Below are 17,597 nucleotides of genomic sequence, written 5' to 3' on the forward strand. Positions count from 1 at the left end.
TGCTCTTTCTGCAGTTTTTTTCATTTTATTGTACAGACGCTTTTTCGTATTTTTTAGTCCTGCATGACTTGTTTTTGTCCAATCCGACTAGTACAGCGTTTCGTAAATAACTATACCAATCGCGTAGGATGTGGATTCGAGTGTGCAGGTATAAAAACGCAGGCGTAGCGGGCTACGCTGAGGCTTTTATACCTGTGCAATCGGATTCACAGGCAGGTGAGTGGTATAGTTATTTCGAAAACGATGTACTAGTTTCTATTTTCACTTTTTTCTTTCCAACATGCACCTGTATTGCGCCGACCTCCGCCGTGGAATACCAGCGGATTCCCCGCTCTTCCAGGCGTTTCAGCGTTTCCGGCGCCGGATGCCCGTACCGGTTGTTTTTGCCGCAGGAAATCAGGACCAGCTCCGGCTGTGCCAAATCCAGCAGTGCTTCTCCCGTCGCGTTGGACGCGCCGTGGTGCCCGGCGTCGAGGATGGTACAGCGGAGGGGATTTTGCGCAGCGGGCTGGGTTGACGGTGCACACGGGAGTGCCTGCTCCTGCCCAGCGGGCTGGGTTGACGATGCACACAGGAGTGCCTGCTCCTGCCCAGCGGGCTGGGGCTGCTCCATGGCGGGTCGCGCCTGCTCCACCAGCCAGTCTTCGCCGCTCTTTTCCAGATCTCCGGTCAACAGCATCTGAAAATCGCCCTGTGACAGGCGCAGCACCAGCGACGCATCGTTGCGATCCTCCGGCACTTTTTTCGCATAGGGGTGCAGGCAGGAGATCTGCAGCGCGCCATCGGTCATGTGCTCTCCCGCAGAAAGGTATTCCACGGAGACGTTCGCCTCTTCGATCTGCTGCAGCAGCGTTTCCAGCACTTCATCCTTCAACGCCACATCCGGCAGAAAAATGCGCCGGATTTTGACCCGGCTGCTTTTCGACCACTCCAACAGCTCCCCTACCGCGCTGATGTGGTCTTCGTCCCAATGCGTGATGAAAATTCCTTCCACGCTCCGCGTCCCGATATATTTCAGCCATGGAATAATCTGGTACTGTCCGGTCTTTTTCTTCGACGTACTTCCGGCATCCACCAGATATACATGATGCTCCCGGGTTTCGATTCCAATGCACTCTCCCTGCCCGACGTCCAGCATCGTGACGTTCAGTTCACCCGGCAGGCGGATCAGGAAAATCCCCATCAGACACACAGCTGCTGCAAGCCGGAGGTGCGGACGGAGTTTTTTGCCTGACACAGCCAAAGCAATCAGTCCGATTGTATACACGGCCAGTGCCTGCCAGGTCGGATATCCGGTGTGCAGGATACTGCCCGGAAGCGCCGTTGTAAACCGGCACAGCTGCTCATAGCAGGAAAAAATCGCTTCGATGGCGGTGCAAAGAAGGTGCTGGGGAAGCTCCAGGCAGTGGGTAAACGCAGTCAGACGGGCGACCAGCTGCAGTCCGATCAGGCACGGCAGCAAGATTCCCATTAGCGGAATGACTGCCAGATTCAGCAGTACCGACCACGGACTCCATTCATAAAAATGAATCAGCAGAAACGGCAGCATCGTCATGGTAATGCCCAGACCGGCAAGGATATTTTTGCGGAGGAAGCGGCAGGCCCGGACGATGGCAGTCCGGGCAATATTCCACCCGGCAACTCCATCGGTGACTCGCAGCGAAGGTGCTGTGTCCTCCCAACCATCCTGCAAAACCGGAATCATTACCGCAATCCCGATCACTGCCGAAAACGAAAGCTGAAAGCCTGCATCCAGAATCCGCTGCGGCTTGGGCACAAGCAGAAGCAACGCCGCAACCGCAAGGGAGGTTGGCAGATCGGGCGTGCGCTTTAGCAGTCCCGCCGCCAAAAACAGCAAAAACATGACAAGGGCGCGCCGGGTAGAAATGCCCATTCCGGTCAGCTGCGCGTATACAATCAGAATCCATGTGGAAATTCCGGCGCTCAAAGTAACCGGAAGCCGTACTTTTTTCAAAAGTCCGAACAGTCCTGCGCCGATCAGGGACAGGTGCAGTCCGGAAATTGCCAGCAGATGGCTGATTCCTGCGCCCTGGTATAGCGCTTTTACTTCGCTGTCCATTCCTTTTTTCCGTCCGAGCACCATGGCGGATGCGGTCGCACCGTTCTTTTCCCCCAGCAGCTTCCGGAACAATACCTCCGATTCATAGCGCAGCTGTGAAAGAAATTCTTCCAGCCGTCCATAGTTTTTTGTCTGAGCGGTAATTTTTGTTTTTCTCAGCGCAAACAGGCAGTCTTTTCTCCGATAATAGGCTGCTGTGTCGAATTCTCCAGGATTCGTTGCATGCAAAAATGGCGACACTTCGCCGAAAACCCGAACATAGCTGCCTGCCTTTGGAAGCGCTTCGTCTTCCTGCAAATAGCACAATGTACTCGCGTTTTTCCCGAATATTTCCTGCATTTCATTGATTTGTGAGATTGTTTTCTGAGAAGAAATAAGAATTGACATCTGGTCCGCATCTGCCGAACCGGATATCTGTGACAGGTTATCGGTCGTTTCCGCCGAATCCCCTGAAAAAACAAAAGATGAGGCATCTGCCTCGATAGAAAGGTCTTTTAAATAAAAGCTGGCGTTTTCCCGGGTTCCATCTACAGGCTGCCAGCAGTCTGTGACTTTGCCCGTCAGGCACAGGGTTTCGCCATCCATGGCTTCCAGCCAGGTGTCAAGCTGTGTAAGCGAGGTGCACCCGCCAATTGGTGCTTTCTCTGACGTGTCTGTGCCAGCGTCCGTTCCCACCCACTCCGGCAGCAGACGCGCTGCCAGATAGAGGGTCAGGAAAATCAGGATTGCCGCGCACAGCGGTCTTCTGCAATTTTTTATGATTGTAATTCCTCCGTTTCGTAAACCAGATCAAGGTTCCGGTCAAACACGTTAGACAGTGAAATTTTTTCCCGGAAAATCATATCCGTATTTCCGTTTACCGCAATCTGCACCTTGTTGATGTTCGACAATTCTACCAGAGAGTTAACAATGGAATAGATCTGAACCTCTGCGGAAACATTGTAGGTCTGTGTCAGGAAACCGTTATCCAGGTTTACATAACATGTTCCATCCTTTACCGTCACGCCCAGCACCTTTGTCGCAGGGTTGATGACCGGATAAAGCTCTTCGTTTTCTGCATCCGGTCCGGCAATCAGCCGCTCTACCACCAGCTTTTCCATGGAAATGTTGCTGCTGTATACAACCGGTTTTGTCTGGACGCCGATCAGGCGCTCGCCGCTTTCATTGGTAAAGTAAAGAAGCAGGCGCGTTTTTTCGTATGCATTGATTTCATTTCCGGCGTTATCGATAAACAAATCTGCCGTCATAGGGCCGACCACATTGCCGAGGCTGTCCGTCAGTGCTTCTCCACCGACCGTCACCGAGACATAGGAAATTCCCTCCAGCTGCGTCATCGTGCGCACAATTGCAGCCCGAACCAGCACTTCTGAGGACGGAGACAGCTTTTTATATTCCACACTCATGTCCAGCACCAGCTGATCGTCTTTGACATTCCAGCTATTGATCGTAAAACCGCTGATCGGTGAGCGCAAAGACAATTCTACCGGATTTTCCTTCAGTTGAGAAATACCCCATTCCGCCTGTTCGGAAAGGGTGTCGCCCTCCGGTTCTTTTTCCACTGCCGTGATTTTCGTTTCTTCTTTATTAATATAATAAACGCTGACCGTATTTGCAGGCGTCTCTTCTTTCTTCCCGCACCCGGCAAATATTCCGGTCAACAGCAGACAGCCCAAAAGCAGCGCAACCGCCCGCATTTTTCTGATCTCTGACATAATCTTCTCCAAATTTTCTGAAATCACTTGATGTAGGACAAGGGGATTTTCACCGTAAAGGTCGTGCCCTGTCCTTCCACGCTGCTCACTTTGATCGAACCGCGGTGCAGCAGAATCGCATTTCTGGTGATGGCAAGTCCAAGGCCGGTGCCTCCGATTTCACGGGAATGCGATTTATCTACTCTGTAAAAACGTTCATAAATATGCTCGTAATCCTGCTCCGGGATACCGATGCCAGAGTCGGAAACCTCTACTGTAAAAAATTGATGATCCGCATCCAGAAGCACCTTGACCCAGCCGTGTTCTTTATTGTATTTAATCGCATTTTCCACAAGGTTCGTGAAAATCTGAGATATTTTGACCTCGTCCACCTCTGCCGTAACCGGGCGCAGGCTTTCCAGAACCACCTCGATGTCCCGTTTGCGGGCGATGGGACGCAGGCGCTTTAGCGTCGTTTCCAACAGCTCGTTGATATCCACTGCGGAAATGTCCATTGAGCCTTCGGTTTTGTCCATTTTTACAAGGGAAAGCAGGTCGTTGATGATTTTATTTTCCCGCTCGATTTCCTCCGTAATGTCCTGCATAAACTCCTGATACAGCTCCACCGGCACGTCCGGCTGCTGATTCAGGGAATCCGCCAGCACCTTGATCGAGGTCATGGGCGTTTTCAGCTCGTGAGAGACATTCGATACGAATTCCTGCCTGGAATCGTTGATGACCTTCATTCTGCCCAGCAGCTGGTTGAAGGCATCCACGATATGCTCGGTTTCCAGATAATCCGGTACGGAAATCGGCTCGTCCGTGAAACCGTCCTTGACCTCACTGATCGCCTGGGTTACGCGCTTAAAGGGCATAATCAGGATGTGCGAGAAGAAAAAGACGATGCCAATAATGATAATTCCCATCACGATTTCCAGAATCAGGGCTTTCCGGCTCAGGATGTCCAGCGTCGTCGCAATGCTGTCTGTCGATGCACTGGCCAGAATCACGCCGCGTACGATGCTCGTCTGCCCTTTTTCCCCGTCTACCGTCTCCGTAATCGGAACCGTCATCTCGATATAGCCGTTCGTCTTGTCGTAGCGGGTCGTACTTTCCCCGCGGAAGCACTTGATCACCTCCTCGGAAATCATCGTTTTCCCCTCGCTCATGGCGTAGGTGTCTTTCACAATGCGGAAATTACTGTTGATAATCAGCACACGGCCGTCATACAGGTTGGACATCTGCTCCAGCTCGGCATTGACGACATCGGAGGTTGGATTTTGCAGGTAGTTGTAATTGACCAGGTGGTTTGCGATAATCCGGTACTGGGACGCGACGTCCGAGCCGCGCAGATTCACCGCACGTTCTTCGTAATTATTCAGAATGCCCAGCCGCATGATGTCGCTGGGCACGATTCCGATGATCAGCATCAGGAGGAAAATGTAGGCCTTCAGGCTGCGGAAGATCGGAATTTTATAAGTGAGCCGCCGGAATAATCCGGGGGTTTTGCTGCTTGTGTTCATGGGTTCCTCCGGGGGAAAAGGATTGGGCTGCCGACGGGAAACCGGACCTTTTGCTAACGCAAAAGCCCGGTTCGCGTTGCTCACCGGGTCATCCGCTGACAACCGGCAAAATCTTCTGCAAGCAGAGATTTTGCCGCTTTTCATCGTCTGGTCCGGTTCTGCTTATACGCGGAAGAAGTACCCAACTCCCCATTTGGTGTGGACGTAGCGGGGTTCGCTGGGGTTGGTTTCAATTTTTTCGCGGAGACGGCGGATGTGGACGTCTACGGTGCGGACATCCCCGGGATAGTCTGCGCCCCAGACGAGGTTCAGAAGCTTTTCGCGGCTGTAGACTTTATTCGAATTACGGATCAAAAGCTCCAGCAGGTCGAATTCTTTTGCAGTGAGATTGACCTCTCTGCCGGAAATGCTGACGCGACGGCTTTCGCAGTCCACGCGCATATCTCCGCTTTCCAGAATGCTTTCCGGCTTTGCAATCTGTCCTCTCGCGGAGGTGCGGCGCATGATCGCCTTGATGCGCGCCTTTACCTCGAGGATGTTAAAGGGCTTTGTGATATAGTCGTCTGCGCCGTATTCCAGTCCCATGATTTTGTCCATGTCGTCGTTTTTGGCTGTGAGCATTACGATCGGAACATCCGAAAACTCCCGAATCTGCTGGCATACTTCGGTTCCGCTCAGTTTTGGCAGCATAATGTCGAGCAGAATCATATCAAATTTCTGCTCTTTCGCACACAGCAGTGCCTCTTCTCCGTCATATGCGCAGGTCACTTCCATTCCGTCCTGCTCCAGACTGAACCGGATTCCTTTTACAATCAGCTTTTCATCGTCCACAACCAAAACTTTCTTTGCCATGTTTCTCCCTTTTCCCGACCGGACAATCCGTTTCTCGCTGTTTGTCCGGATTCTTTCTGTCTATGATTAAACTGTAATTTTGTCTTTGATTTTTGAAAATGCAGCCTGCTTGATTCCGCTGATTTTCATGATATCCTCAATCTGCGCAAACGCTCCATGCTGCTCCCGATAGCTTATGATCGCCTTTGCCCGGCTTTCCCCGATTCCAGGCAGCGTCATGAGTGCAGCAACGTCCGCTGTGTTGAGGTTGACCAGACCGTTCTCCAAGGCCGGAGCGCTGTTGCTTCGCACATTTCTGTCTGTCGTTTGCATATCGCTGTCCGGCGAAGTCTGGATCCCGGCTTTCTTTTCTGTCTGTCCGTCAGCGCAGCTTTCCGATTTTGTCATGATATAAATCTGACAACCGTCCACGATTTCTTCCGCCAGGTTGCAGCATGCTTCATCCGCTTCCGGCAAAAAACCGCCTCCTGCCTCCACGGCGTCTATAATTCTGCTGCCTGCCGGAAGCTCATATACCCCCGGAGCGGATACTGCTCCACAGATATGCACCACAAGGGTTTTTGCTTCCTCTAAGGAAGCATCGGAGAGCTCTGTCCGATCTGTGCTTCCGGCACTTGGCTCAGCCTTGCGGTTTTGATCCGTGTCCCCGGCATTTGACTCAGCCTCGCGGTTTTGGTCTGTATTCCCGGCATTTGGTTCAGCCTCGCGGTTTTGGTCCGTGTCTTCGACCTTTGATTCTACTTTGCGGTTTCCATCCCCATAGGCTATGCTTTCCTTTTCCGACAAAAAGAGCTCTTCCCGCTGTGCCCCACAGGCCCCTAGCGTCGGGCATAGCGTTGCCCACAGAATTCCCCATAAAACCACTCTCCAAAGCCGGTCTGTTCTTTTTTTCTGTTTCCAGGATCTCAATTTTTCTCCTGCGGCGCGGCATGCCGCAGCAACTGTTTGAAATATCGGCATTTTATCCTCCATTCCGCAGGCGCTTTGCGCCGAAGGAACCGCGAGCAGAACTTCCAGTTCTGCGCTGCGATCCTGGCTACTTTGTGACGCCTGCGGCACAAAGAGCTGTGTGAAAAATAAGCGATCACGCTTATTTTTCACACCATCTCCTTTTCCATATTCGAAAAGGCCCCATTTCCTGCCGCATATCAGTATTGTATGTCAGAACCGGGTATTTGACAAGCCGGAAAGCTTTCCAAAAATGCTTCCGTCACAGCCCCTATTTCCTGTATTTTGCCAATACGGAAAGCATTTTCCCAACGTCCAGCGGTTTGGGCAGATGCTCATTCATTCCTTCCCGCTTCACCCGTTCTGCATCCTCCAAAAAGGCGTTGGCCGTCAAAGCAATGATGGGGATACTTTCGGCATCTGCACGGCCGCTGCTGCGGATCGCCCGCGCCGCTTCGTAGCCGTCCATTACCGGCATCATCAGATCGGTCAGGATCGCATCAAAGGTACCTGCCGGCTGCTCCAGATAGCGCTCCACCTCTTCTTTTCCATTATATGCCTTTGTGATCTGTACACCTGCATCTGTCAGAAAGGTTTCCGCGATCTCCATATTCAGCTCATTGTCCTCTGCAAGAAGCACACGCATTCCGGTAATATCCGCACTCTGATCCCCTTCTTCGATCTTCTTACATTCCTGTTCTTTGGGTCCTTCAAACAGGAGCGTGACCGTAAATATGGTTCCAACTCCTTTTTTGCTCTCCACCGTAACGGTTCCGTCCATCTTGTCGATCAGATGCTTGACGATGGACATTCCCAGTCCGGTTCCCTGGGTTACACTTTTTTTATCGGTATTTTCCCGGGAAAAGGGTTCAAACAGATGGGGAAGAAATGCTGTGCTCATGCCGATCCCGTTATCCGAAATCACTGTCTGACAGGATATCAGGTTTTCCCCGATAGCCTTTATAGTCACCTGACACAGGACATATCCTCCGGCATCCGTATATTTGATCGCATTTCCCAAAATATTGATAAAGATCTGTCTGACATGCAGAGAGCTTCCAAGCACACAGCCGACTGCTGTACCTTCTGTCTGTTCTTCATATTTTAAAAGAACTCCCTTATCTGCTGCCCGGGGTTCCACGATCGTGATAATTTCCTGCCAGAGCTCTTTTAAGCAAAACGGCTCTTTCGTAAGCTGAAGGTTTTCTTCATCCAGCTTGTTAAATTCCAGTACATCGTTAATCAACTCCAGCAGATGCTTTGCCGCAACCTTTTCCTTCGCACGGTTTGCATCCACCAGCGCTCTGTCCTCCCTGTGGCGGTCGCTGATTTCGATCATTCCGATAATGCCGTTTAACGGTGTCCGGATATCATGTGACATTCGGGACAAAAATCCGGTTTTTGCTGCATTTGCACGCTCTGCCGCCTCCTTCGCCTGCTTTAACTCCTCTTCATTTTTATCAATCGCAGCGATCGAGCGCTCCGTGATATAAAAAATGATCAAAAAAGAAAGCACCAGTACCAGAAACATGGTTGCTGCAACATAGATCAGATTTTGGTTCGCCTCTAAAATGCCGTAGGAAACTGCAAGATTATATTCCCCATATTTTTCATAGACCAGATACTGCTGTCTGTCACTGATTTTCACACTGGTCCGATACCGCTTTCCTTCCTGCAGGTTTCCTTCTTCCAGCCGGTCGGAATCCTGCAGCTCATAGAGCAATACATCCTGCCGCGTGGTTGCAAGCATTTTTCCTGTGGTGGCATTTAGCAGAAAAATATTCATTCCGGAGGTAATCGGCATCTGCCGAACCAGATTTTCCACGCTGGCACTGTTCATTTTTGCAAGCAGTCGGCTGGGGGTAATGCCAATCTGGATCATGGCCGTGCCGGAAGAATTCCAGACGATGGCATACATCATCATTTTGCCTTCTGCAGTATTCGGCACCATATCCTGACACATGGAAAGCGTTTTATCTGTCAGCATGGGCTTAAAATATCCCATTTGTTCGCCGGAAGAAAAGCTGTAGCCAAAATACTCCGGATTTGTTCCTGCCACGATACATCCGCCCGTATTGATAATGTGAATTTCGTCCACACGCAGCTGTTTTGCGATCTTGCGGTACTCCTCTGTGGTCTGATATAGTCTTCCTTCCATTTCAAGGAGATTTGCCACTGTCTCTGCCCGCAGCGTATACTCTTCCTTCAGGGTTTCCAGAAGCGTCTGATAGCTTTCTTTATTTTCTTCGATCACATCCTCCAGCTGCTGCAGGATCATCTCGCTGGCGATCCAAGCATTATGCCGATTGCTCAGCATCTGAAGAGAAACGCTTCCTATCCATATGATAATAAACGATGTCAGAATGATTCCATAAATCCGTCTGGTTCGATTTCTATTTTTGCTCATAAAGCGGCGCTCCCTTCTTGAACTGTACACTAAGTATAGCATTTTTTCGATGTTTTACATAGTGTCTTGTGTTTCTTTGCAGACAAGTCTATACTGACCTTGTGTAGTATTAAAAACGGAGGGTTATTTTACTTTATGAGTAAGCAGGCAGCACAAAACACAACAAATCAGATCACTGAAGGAGTCATCTGGAAGCAGCTTCTGATTTTCTTTTTCCCTATTTTATTTGGAACTTTTTTTCAGCAGCTCTATAACACTGCGGATGCGATCATCGTCGGCAACTTTGTCGGTAAGGAAGCGCTTGCCTCTGTCGGGGGCTCTGCTTCCACGATTATCAACCTGCTCGTCGGCTTTTTCGTCGGGCTTTCTTCCGGTGCAACTGTTATCATTTCCCAGTATTACGGCGCAGACAACCGGCGCAGGGTCAGTGATTCCGTTCATACCGCTATTGCACTGGCGATTGCAGGCGGCGTTGTAATTATGCTGATCGGTCTTGTTTCCGCACGCTTTGCCCTGACCGCGATGGGAACGCCGGACGACATCCTTTCCCTTTCCCTGACTTATATGAAAATTTATTATCTCGGCACGATTCCGTCCATGATCTACAACATGGGCTCCGGTATTCTGCGCGCTGTCGGCGATTCCAAACGGCCGCTCTATTTCCTGATCGCTTCCTGTCTGGTCAACATTGTGCTCGACCTTTTATTTGTCGCCGTGCTCGACATGGGCGTTGCCGGAGCTGCGATTGCGACGATTGCGTCCCAGTTTTTCTCCGCGATCCTGACCCTGATCGCCCTGCTGCGCACCCAGGATTCCTATCGCCTGATCGTTTCCAAAATCCGGTTTCACCGCGATCTTTTATTTGACATCATCAAAATCGGTCTGCCTGCCGGTCTGCAGTCCGCAATGTATTCGATTTCCAACCTGTTGATCCAGTCTTCCATCAACTCCTTCGGAACCGATACAATCGCAGCCTGGACCGCTTATGGAAAAGTGGACAGTATTTTCTGGATGATTATGGGTGCTTACGGCGTTTCCATCACCACCTTCGCCGGGCAGAATTTCGGCGCCGGAAAATACGACCGTATCAAAAAAAGTGTCCGCATCTGTCTCGGTCTTGCTGCCGTGACCAGCCTTTTCCTCAGCTTTATCGTTTTGAATTTCGGCGGAACGATCCTGCTTTTATTCACACGCGATACCAATGTCATCAACATCTGCATCGGCATGATGCGTGTCGTTTCTCCCGCCTACATTACTTACATCTGCATCGAAATCCTTTCCGGTACCTGCCGCGGCTGCGGGGATTCCTTTTTCCCGATGCTGCTGACCTGCTTTGGGGTCTGTGTCCTGAGAATCCTCTGGATCACGATTGCCGTTCCCCTCAGACATGAGGTCGCAACAGTGGCATTTTCCTATCCACTGACCTGGACTATTACATCGATCTTGTTTATCCTCTATTATAAGCGTGGAAAATGGATGCAGAAGGATACCCTGCGCAATGCACCGCAGGGGCAGGGAAAAGACGCATAAGCACTTCTGTAAAAAAGAATATGTCGTGGCACTTTTGTCGCCTGGGATCGGACGTAAAAAACTCCCGGCAGAGCCTTTTTTAGGGGTTTTGCCGGGAGTTTCTGTTATAGAACTTTTAGCAATTGAATCAATTTTTGCGATTTCTTCGCTCTATGATTCGTTTCTTTTACTGCAAATCTTTTAAATCCATTTTCCACTTCATAAAACTGCATCAGATGCTCTTCATTTTCTGCCTCCAGAAAAAATACCATACCTCCGGTCATATACTGTAATTTCAGAATGGTATCAACAGCTGCCTGAAGCAACTGCTTTCCTGTAATTTTCCGATTTGCCCCATTTCTAAAATTTTTTCCCAGCTGAGCAATCAGATACGCAGAAAGTGTATATGTAAGTTCATTTTCCCGTTGCTCACTGACTCTGGCTATTTTACGTTTCGTCGTGTTACTGAACTTTTCCGCACTGACGCAAATCGGTTTAATCGCCAGCGTAAAGTAGCCTACCAGCGAAGCATCCTGACTGTGGAATACCAAATACGTTACTGACTGATTCTTCTTTGTAAATTCTATCGCCTGTTCCTTTAAAAATCGTTCAACATCGGCGTTTTTACTGCAGGAAAATTCGGAGAGAAGTTCTTTCAATTCCTCCTCTCCAAATCTTCCATTTTCTGTTGCAGCCAAATACTCACGAATGTTTAACACTGTAACCTCGTTAAGCATTTACCTCTTTTCTCTTCGCCATAAACTTTCTGATGTCTTCTGCTCCGCGCAGATGGGTAATTCTCAACTCATTTTCCGTCTTTCTGCAGAGAGATTCCATATAGGAACTTTCAATCGCATCCGCAAACAATTCTGCCTGTTTTTCTCCAGAAACCAAAAAGTTCTTTTTAATACTCGAAGTTGCTATATTTAACACCTCCCCTTATAGTATGACGCATCCAATTATCATATCTCTATTATATGCGTTTAAAACATTTTTTCAATACAATCCAAGCTGTTTACTCTGCGATTTCCGCCGATGCTTCTGCAGCAGTTTCCTGCTTCAATACCTCCGCTGCCTGCTTTGCTCCGTCTGCGTTGATCGTGATATTGCGGTTCACTTTTGCATCATAGGTTCCTGCTTTTACAACCTCCGCAAGGTCGATGCCCACAGTTTCTTTCATGGTTTCAAACAGCTTTGTCATCACTGCCGGTACGTTTCCTGCTACCTGGTCCACGCCGTTTGATCCGTCCGAACCGCCGATGATCGTGATCTTGTCGATCTGGGTCAGAGGCTCTGCGATCTTGCCTGCGATATCGGGCAGCACCTTGATGAGCATTTCCGCCATTGCCGCGTTGTTGTATTTCTGATAAGCCTGCGCACGTTTTTCCATCGCTTCCGCCTCCGCAACACCTTTGGCGCGAATCGCTTCTGCTTCGGCTTCTCCGACCATGCGGATACCTTTGGCTTCCTGTTCTTTAGAGAACAGATCCGCTTCCGCCTTTGCACGCTGTGCCTCTGCAGCCTTTTCTGTTTCGAATTTCTTTGCTTCCGCTTCTTTCTGACGTTCAAACAGCTCTGCTTCCGCTTTCTGCTGACGTTCGAATTTCTCCGCTTCCGCTTTTTTCTTAACCTGTGCATCCAGCGATTTTTCCATCGTCTCTGCTTCACGCTGTTTTAAGAGCACCAGACGTTCCTCTTTTGCAATGTTGGCATTTGCCGCAGTTACTTCGATGGTCTTTCGCTGTTCCTCTTTCTGGATCTCATATGCCGCATCCGCTTCCGCCCGCTTGCTGTCCGCGTTTTTCTGAAGCTCTGCCTTCTGCATATCCAGCTCGTTGTTCTTGATGGCGATCTCTCTTTCGGAATTGATCCGCGCGTCGTTGGACTGACGATCCGCTTCCGCCTTTGCTACCGCGATTTCTTTTTCTGCCTCAGCCTTTGCAATCGCTGCCTTTTTCTTGATCTGGGAAATGTTGTCGATACCAAGGTCATCAATGACACCGTTGGAATCCGTAAAGTTCTGCACATTGAAGCTGACAACGTCCAGACCCATGGCAGCCAGGTCAGGCTCGGCATTTTCCTTTACCAGGTCCGCGAATTTCTGACGGTCGCTGACCATTTCCTCCAGACGCATGCGGCCTACGATCTCACGCATATTGCCTTCCAGAACCTCTCTCGCTACCTGCGCAATGTACTGGGTGTTCTGATTCAGGAAGTTTTCTGCTGCCTGCTTTAATTTTTCGGGCTCGCTGGAAACCTTGACGTTAACTGCTGCGTCCACCTGAATGTTGATGTAATCCGCCGTCGGCACCGCTGCTTCTGTCTTCACATCGATCGGGATCAGCTTTAAGCTCAGCTTGTCAAGACGTTCCAGAAATGGGATCTTGATACTCGATTTCCCGATAATGATCTTTTTGCGCAGGCCGGAAATGATATACGCCGTGTCCGGAGGTGCTTTCACATACCCGGAAGCGATAATTCCAAGCAGCGCGATCACTGCGATTATGGCAACAACAACTCCTAAACTAATTCCTGTAAACATACTCATTCTCCTTTTCTCCACCGGTCTGGTGGACTCGTAAAGTAAATAGCTTCGGTCGCTGTCAGGCGACTTTTCCGGAAAAGTGCTTTTCCCCCGGAGGGTTTTGTTTCCTATGGACACCCTTTCCAATGAAACAAAAAAACGAGGCCTCTATTACAGCCTGACAGCTGCAATAAAAGTCTCGCGCGTTTCATTTAATACGGACATCTGCAGCAAATCGATTATCATCTGGCTGCTTGTCGGGGTGACGGTTTCAAACCACCTCTCGGTGCTGGCTACTCCCTTTTATTGTTGAAATAAATTATAGCACTTTTTTATATTTTGTCAACACCCTGTCGATATATCGTTTTGTCAAAGAAATGTTTGCGTCAGACCGAATACATATTTTGAGGCACCGCATTTGGAGAATATCTGGGAATGATTTATGATTTCTATTGACATAAAAATCTGCTCTGCCTATAATAATAGTAGTAGGAAAAGCGTGCTTTTCCAGTGGGCTAACACTAAAATCTGATATGCTTGTCAATCCTGTGATTGACCGTTGGCGGACAACACTAAAATCCGATATTTTTACCGGTATTTTACCGGTCGTTGGCAGACAACATTAAAATTAGCCACAAAGAGGGAGTATATAGTACAATGGTGCTATTGCTCTCTCTTTCCATATCTATTATTTATGATCTTTCAGGAAAATCTATGTATATGTAGTCTAACCGTTATTCTTTATGGAGGATTTCCGAACTATTTATGAAGTTTACAAAAGAAGACGCACGTAAAAGAGTTCTGAATTGTGCGAAGCAATATCAACAAAACCTTTTGCATAAGAAGTTGCTTATCATTTTCAGAGAAAGACAGGATAATTCCATTCGGTTTATAGAGGTCATATTTCATGAGAGAAATTACCAACACCTGACCGGATTGGAACTGAAGGGATACAGCGATTTTTTTGTTTTTCAACTGTCAAAGACAGGATTGTAGCACTTTTTTATATTTTGTCAACACTCTGTCTCCCGCTGTCAGGGTTGTTTCATGAAGCGATAAATTCAAACATTTTTGGCTATTCAATTATTCTTCGTGAAACAACCCTGCTTATACAGGCAAGACATTTTATGCAACTTTTTTATGCTTCTTCCCGTTTATGCTATTGCTTTGCCGGAACATGAAAATAAAAAGGAATCTCCGGCGCACAGGAGCTGCACGTTCATCTAAGCTCCGGCCAGTACTTTACATTTGCTTCTATCAAATCGTCCAGTATTAACTTAGCAACCGCCGCGCTTGGAACTGTTTTAGACATGGTAATCGCCTGCCACATTTTTTGATAGCTTTTCTCAACCCAGGCGTCAACAACCAGCTTTTCCGCCGCTATCTGCTGCTCCATAAGCCCTTTTTCGAATACCGGTATTTTCCCGACCTTTAATGGTTCATATCCATTCTTCCCTACAATACAGGGAATCTCAATCATTGCGTCATAGGAAAAATTTTCAATCGCGCCATGATTGGGCACGATTAGCAACATTCTTTCCTGTGTGTTATATGCCAGCGCTCTTGCCAGATCAACAATATACTCCGCATGATTTCCCACTTCGAAGCCGCAATTTTCCACATTCTTTGTCTGAATAAGCCTTCGAGCCTCTTCAAACACCCGTTTTTCTCTCCCCTCCCTTACTTCATCTGTTCTTGTGTAATTTAAATCTGAGTGCTTCACCACATAGTCCGGGTATAAATAATACTTTAAATACGTATTTGGAATGAAATTCGGGTCAACCGCATAGACGTCTTTCGCCTTATTATAAGTATCCGTCCAGCTTTTATCATCTGTATGCCCATCTATTTGGGAAGTATTAAACCCGTTCTCTTTCACGTAGGCCTTAATTACCGGCATTAAATCCTTTCCGTTTTTATCCCTTATGTCACTCCACCAGCCAAAGTGATTCAGCCCAAAATACCTGGTAATCATCTCCTTTCGGGATTTCAGCCCGCAGATGACAGCCATTCTTGCCTCTATTCCAACGGGCATATCACAGATATTGATGATTCTTGCGTCCGGCCTGAGCCGGTTTGTTGCTTCCGCAACGATTGCCGCTGGATTCGAATAATTCAGCATCCACGCATGCGGAGAGTACGTTTCCATATAATCGATTAACTCGATTACAGGTCCGATGGAACGCATTCCATATGCCAGACCTCCCGGTCCGCAGGTTTCCTGCCCTACCACACCATATTTCAGCGGTATTTTTTCATCCTTTCCGCGCATCTCATACTTACCAACGCGGATATGTGCCATTACAAAATCGACATCAGTAAATGCGGTTTCCGGATCAGTTGTATATGAAAATTCAATTTCAGGAGCCTTATGCTCAATAAGCACGCCACATGCTTCGCCAATTATTTTCTGCCTCTCCTCATCGTTGTCATAGAACTTTATTTTTCTGATGGGAAACTGCTCTCTTTTTTCTAACAATAAGAGCAGAATTTCCGGAGTAAACGTACTTCCGCCCCCGGCAATCAGAATTGAAAATTTTTTCATTATCCCTCCTCCTTTTTTAACATAGGATCATTTTTATCAAAGCCATAAAAATAAGTAAGCAAAAACGTTACTACACACGCAATAAGAGCGCTGATAAAGAACAGGATAAAATTCTTAGTCCCGCCCTGGAAGAAGGAAAGCGCGTTTCCTATAAGGGGAAAGCTGGGTCCCAGATAGTAAACTACATCGGTAAAAGCCGCAAATAACCCGCCGCAAATTCCTCCGACCGCCAATGCGATTAATGTCTTTTTATATTTCATACCGATTCCGTAAAGCACCGGCTCACTGACACCTCCCACATTGTGGGTGATAAATAACTGGAATACATTCATTCGTTCTTTTTTATTTTTGATTTTCAGTAAAGCAGCCAGCTCCAACCCCAACAACGCCTGGTTTGTAAGCGTCGCCGGAAGAATAGTCGTGTCATAACCTAAGGAATATAAATTAGGAAGGATAACCGCATATAAGATCGGCATATGCATACCGGTCACGATCAGGAACGGCCACAAGCCGCCTATGATTCCCACCAATAACGGGGCGCTGTCAAGCATTAAAATAACCTGGGCAATCCCCTCACCGATTAAAGTTCCCAACGGGCAGAATAAACATAATTCCAGCGGTAACATGATAAACATTTCAATAAACGGCTTAATTGATGTAGACAATATCTGCGGAATAACCTTACTGATCAGCATATCTACATATTTTAAGGCAAAAACACTTAACAGGATCGGAAAAATTGTCGTTCCATAGGTTCCGAGCTTACATGGTATTCCCAGTATTGTAAACGCTTCGCTTGTAGTTGCAATTTCAACAAATTCCGGAACAAGCATCATTCCGCCAAGATACATTCCTAAAATAACGTTAAGCCCGAGTTTTTTCGCGGCGGTGTAGCCCAAATAAATCGGTAGGAAATAAAAACATGCATTATACGCAAAGTTAAACGTTATATACAAATCACTTGTCGTTTCCCATATCGCTAACACATCCGGACCGCATACTACGGCAACCGTTTTAAATAAACCTGCGGCACAATACGCCGGAATCATCGGTGACATGACAGCGGACATAAATTCAAATAACTGGGCAAAAAACTGTTTTATCCCTTTTTTTTCTTTTGGAGCGTCCAGATTCTCGGCAATTTCCTCCTGAGTTCCAAATCCCCCGTCCAGATTCTCGGCAATTTCCTCCTGAGTTCCAAATCCCCCGATTTCTACCACCTTTTTATAAAGCTCAGGAACAGCCTGCCCGATAATGATTTGATATTGTCCCCCTGACGTGACAACCCCTAAAACACCCTGGATCTTTTCAATTTCTTCCGTATTTGGAATACTTGAATCCTTTAATTGAAAGCGCAAACGGGTAACACAATGATATACATTAATAACATTATCCTTGCCGCCTACCTTTTCCAGTAAAGTAACAGCTAACTTATGATAGTTTTGATTCATTGAATTTTGCAGGAAAGACACCCCTTTCCTGATTCCTCCTCTCATTTTTTTTACAATCATTGAGGAT

The 17,597-nt window shown here is 47.9% G+C and carries 12 protein-coding genes; 2 read left to right on the plus strand and 10 right to left on the minus strand.

Annotation, left to right across the window (positions count from 1 at the left end):
- Positions 1 to 229: 229 nt before the first annotated feature.
- The 6 genes from ACLTOQ_RS11310 to ACLTOQ_RS11335 all read right to left on the minus strand — a co-directional run bounded on the left by ACLTOQ_RS11310 (position 230) and on the right by ACLTOQ_RS11335 (position 9,501).
- Entirely contained in the window at positions 230 to 2,755 is a 2,526-nt protein-coding gene (locus tag ACLTOQ_RS11310) for a ComEC/Rec2 family competence protein (protein WP_412319455.1), read from the minus strand.
- Positions 2,756 to 2,835: 80 nt separating this feature from the next.
- On the minus strand, positions 2,836 to 3,792 hold the full coding sequence (locus ACLTOQ_RS11315; RefSeq protein WP_412319456.1) for a GerMN domain-containing protein: 957 nt from the start codon (positions 3,790 to 3,792) through the stop codon (positions 2,836 to 2,838).
- Between the two features lie 23 nt (positions 3,793 to 3,815).
- Positions 3,816 to 5,294: a sensor histidine kinase gene (locus ACLTOQ_RS11320; protein WP_412319457.1), complete on the minus strand. Its 1,479-nt coding sequence runs from the start codon at positions 5,292 to 5,294 to the stop codon at positions 3,816 to 3,818.
- A 162-nt stretch (positions 5,295 to 5,456) separates the two neighbouring features.
- On the minus strand, positions 5,457 to 6,146 hold the full coding sequence (locus tag ACLTOQ_RS11325; RefSeq protein WP_412319458.1) for a response regulator transcription factor: 690 nt from the start codon (positions 6,144 to 6,146) through the stop codon (positions 5,457 to 5,459).
- 66 nt (positions 6,147 to 6,212) lie between these two features.
- A complete protein-coding gene (locus ACLTOQ_RS11330) occupies positions 6,213 to 7,247 on the minus strand; it encodes a helix-hairpin-helix domain-containing protein (RefSeq protein WP_412319459.1) in 1,035 nt (344 codons plus the stop codon).
- 118 nt (positions 7,248 to 7,365) lie between these two features.
- Positions 7,366 to 9,501: a hybrid sensor histidine kinase/response regulator gene (locus tag ACLTOQ_RS11335; protein WP_412319460.1), complete on the minus strand. Its 2,136-nt coding sequence runs from the start codon at positions 9,499 to 9,501 to the stop codon at positions 7,366 to 7,368.
- 135 nt (positions 9,502 to 9,636) lie between these two features.
- Here ACLTOQ_RS11335 and ACLTOQ_RS11340 point away from each other — a divergent pair, with 135 nt between their 5' ends.
- The gene (locus ACLTOQ_RS11340; protein WP_412319461.1) at positions 9,637 to 11,031 is read left to right on the plus strand and encodes an MATE family efflux transporter; all 1,395 of its coding nucleotides are present in this window, start codon (positions 9,637 to 9,639) and stop codon (positions 11,029 to 11,031) included.
- Between the two features lie 104 nt (positions 11,032 to 11,135).
- Here the strand turns inward: ACLTOQ_RS11340 and ACLTOQ_RS11345 are convergent, their stop codons facing one another.
- Entirely contained in the window at positions 11,136 to 11,747 is a 612-nt protein-coding gene (locus ACLTOQ_RS11345; protein WP_412319462.1) for a GNAT family acetyltransferase, read from the minus strand.
- Between the two features lie 278 nt (positions 11,748 to 12,025).
- Positions 12,026 to 13,552, minus strand: a complete 1,527-nt coding sequence (locus ACLTOQ_RS11350; RefSeq protein WP_412319463.1) for a flotillin family protein — start codon at positions 13,550 to 13,552, stop codon at positions 12,026 to 12,028.
- 747 nt (positions 13,553 to 14,299) lie between these two features.
- On the opposite strand from ACLTOQ_RS11350, the gene ACLTOQ_RS11355 reads away from it, so the two are divergent.
- Positions 14,300 to 14,530: a PBECR4 domain-containing protein gene (locus tag ACLTOQ_RS11355; protein WP_412287758.1), complete on the plus strand. Its 231-nt coding sequence runs from the start codon at positions 14,300 to 14,302 to the stop codon at positions 14,528 to 14,530.
- A gap of 223 nt (positions 14,531 to 14,753) precedes the next feature.
- Here the strand turns inward: ACLTOQ_RS11355 and ACLTOQ_RS11360 are convergent, their stop codons facing one another.
- Together ACLTOQ_RS11360 and ACLTOQ_RS11365 are read right to left on the minus strand one after the other, a co-directional pair.
- On the minus strand, positions 14,754 to 16,079 hold the full coding sequence (locus ACLTOQ_RS11360; RefSeq protein WP_412287756.1) for a 6-phospho-alpha-glucosidase: 1,326 nt from the start codon (positions 16,077 to 16,079) through the stop codon (positions 14,754 to 14,756).
- Complete coding sequence (locus tag ACLTOQ_RS11365; protein ID WP_412319464.1) at positions 16,079 to 17,590, minus strand: PTS transporter subunit EIIC; 1,512 nt, start codon at positions 17,588 to 17,590, stop codon at positions 16,079 to 16,081. The genes ACLTOQ_RS11360 and ACLTOQ_RS11365 overlap by 1 nt, the downstream gene beginning before the upstream one ends.
- Positions 17,591 to 17,597 lie beyond the last annotated feature (7 nt).

The organism is Gallintestinimicrobium sp. (assembly GCF_046968865.1).
Lineage (GTDB): Bacteria > Bacillota > Clostridia > Lachnospirales > Lachnospiraceae > Gallintestinimicrobium > Gallintestinimicrobium propionicum.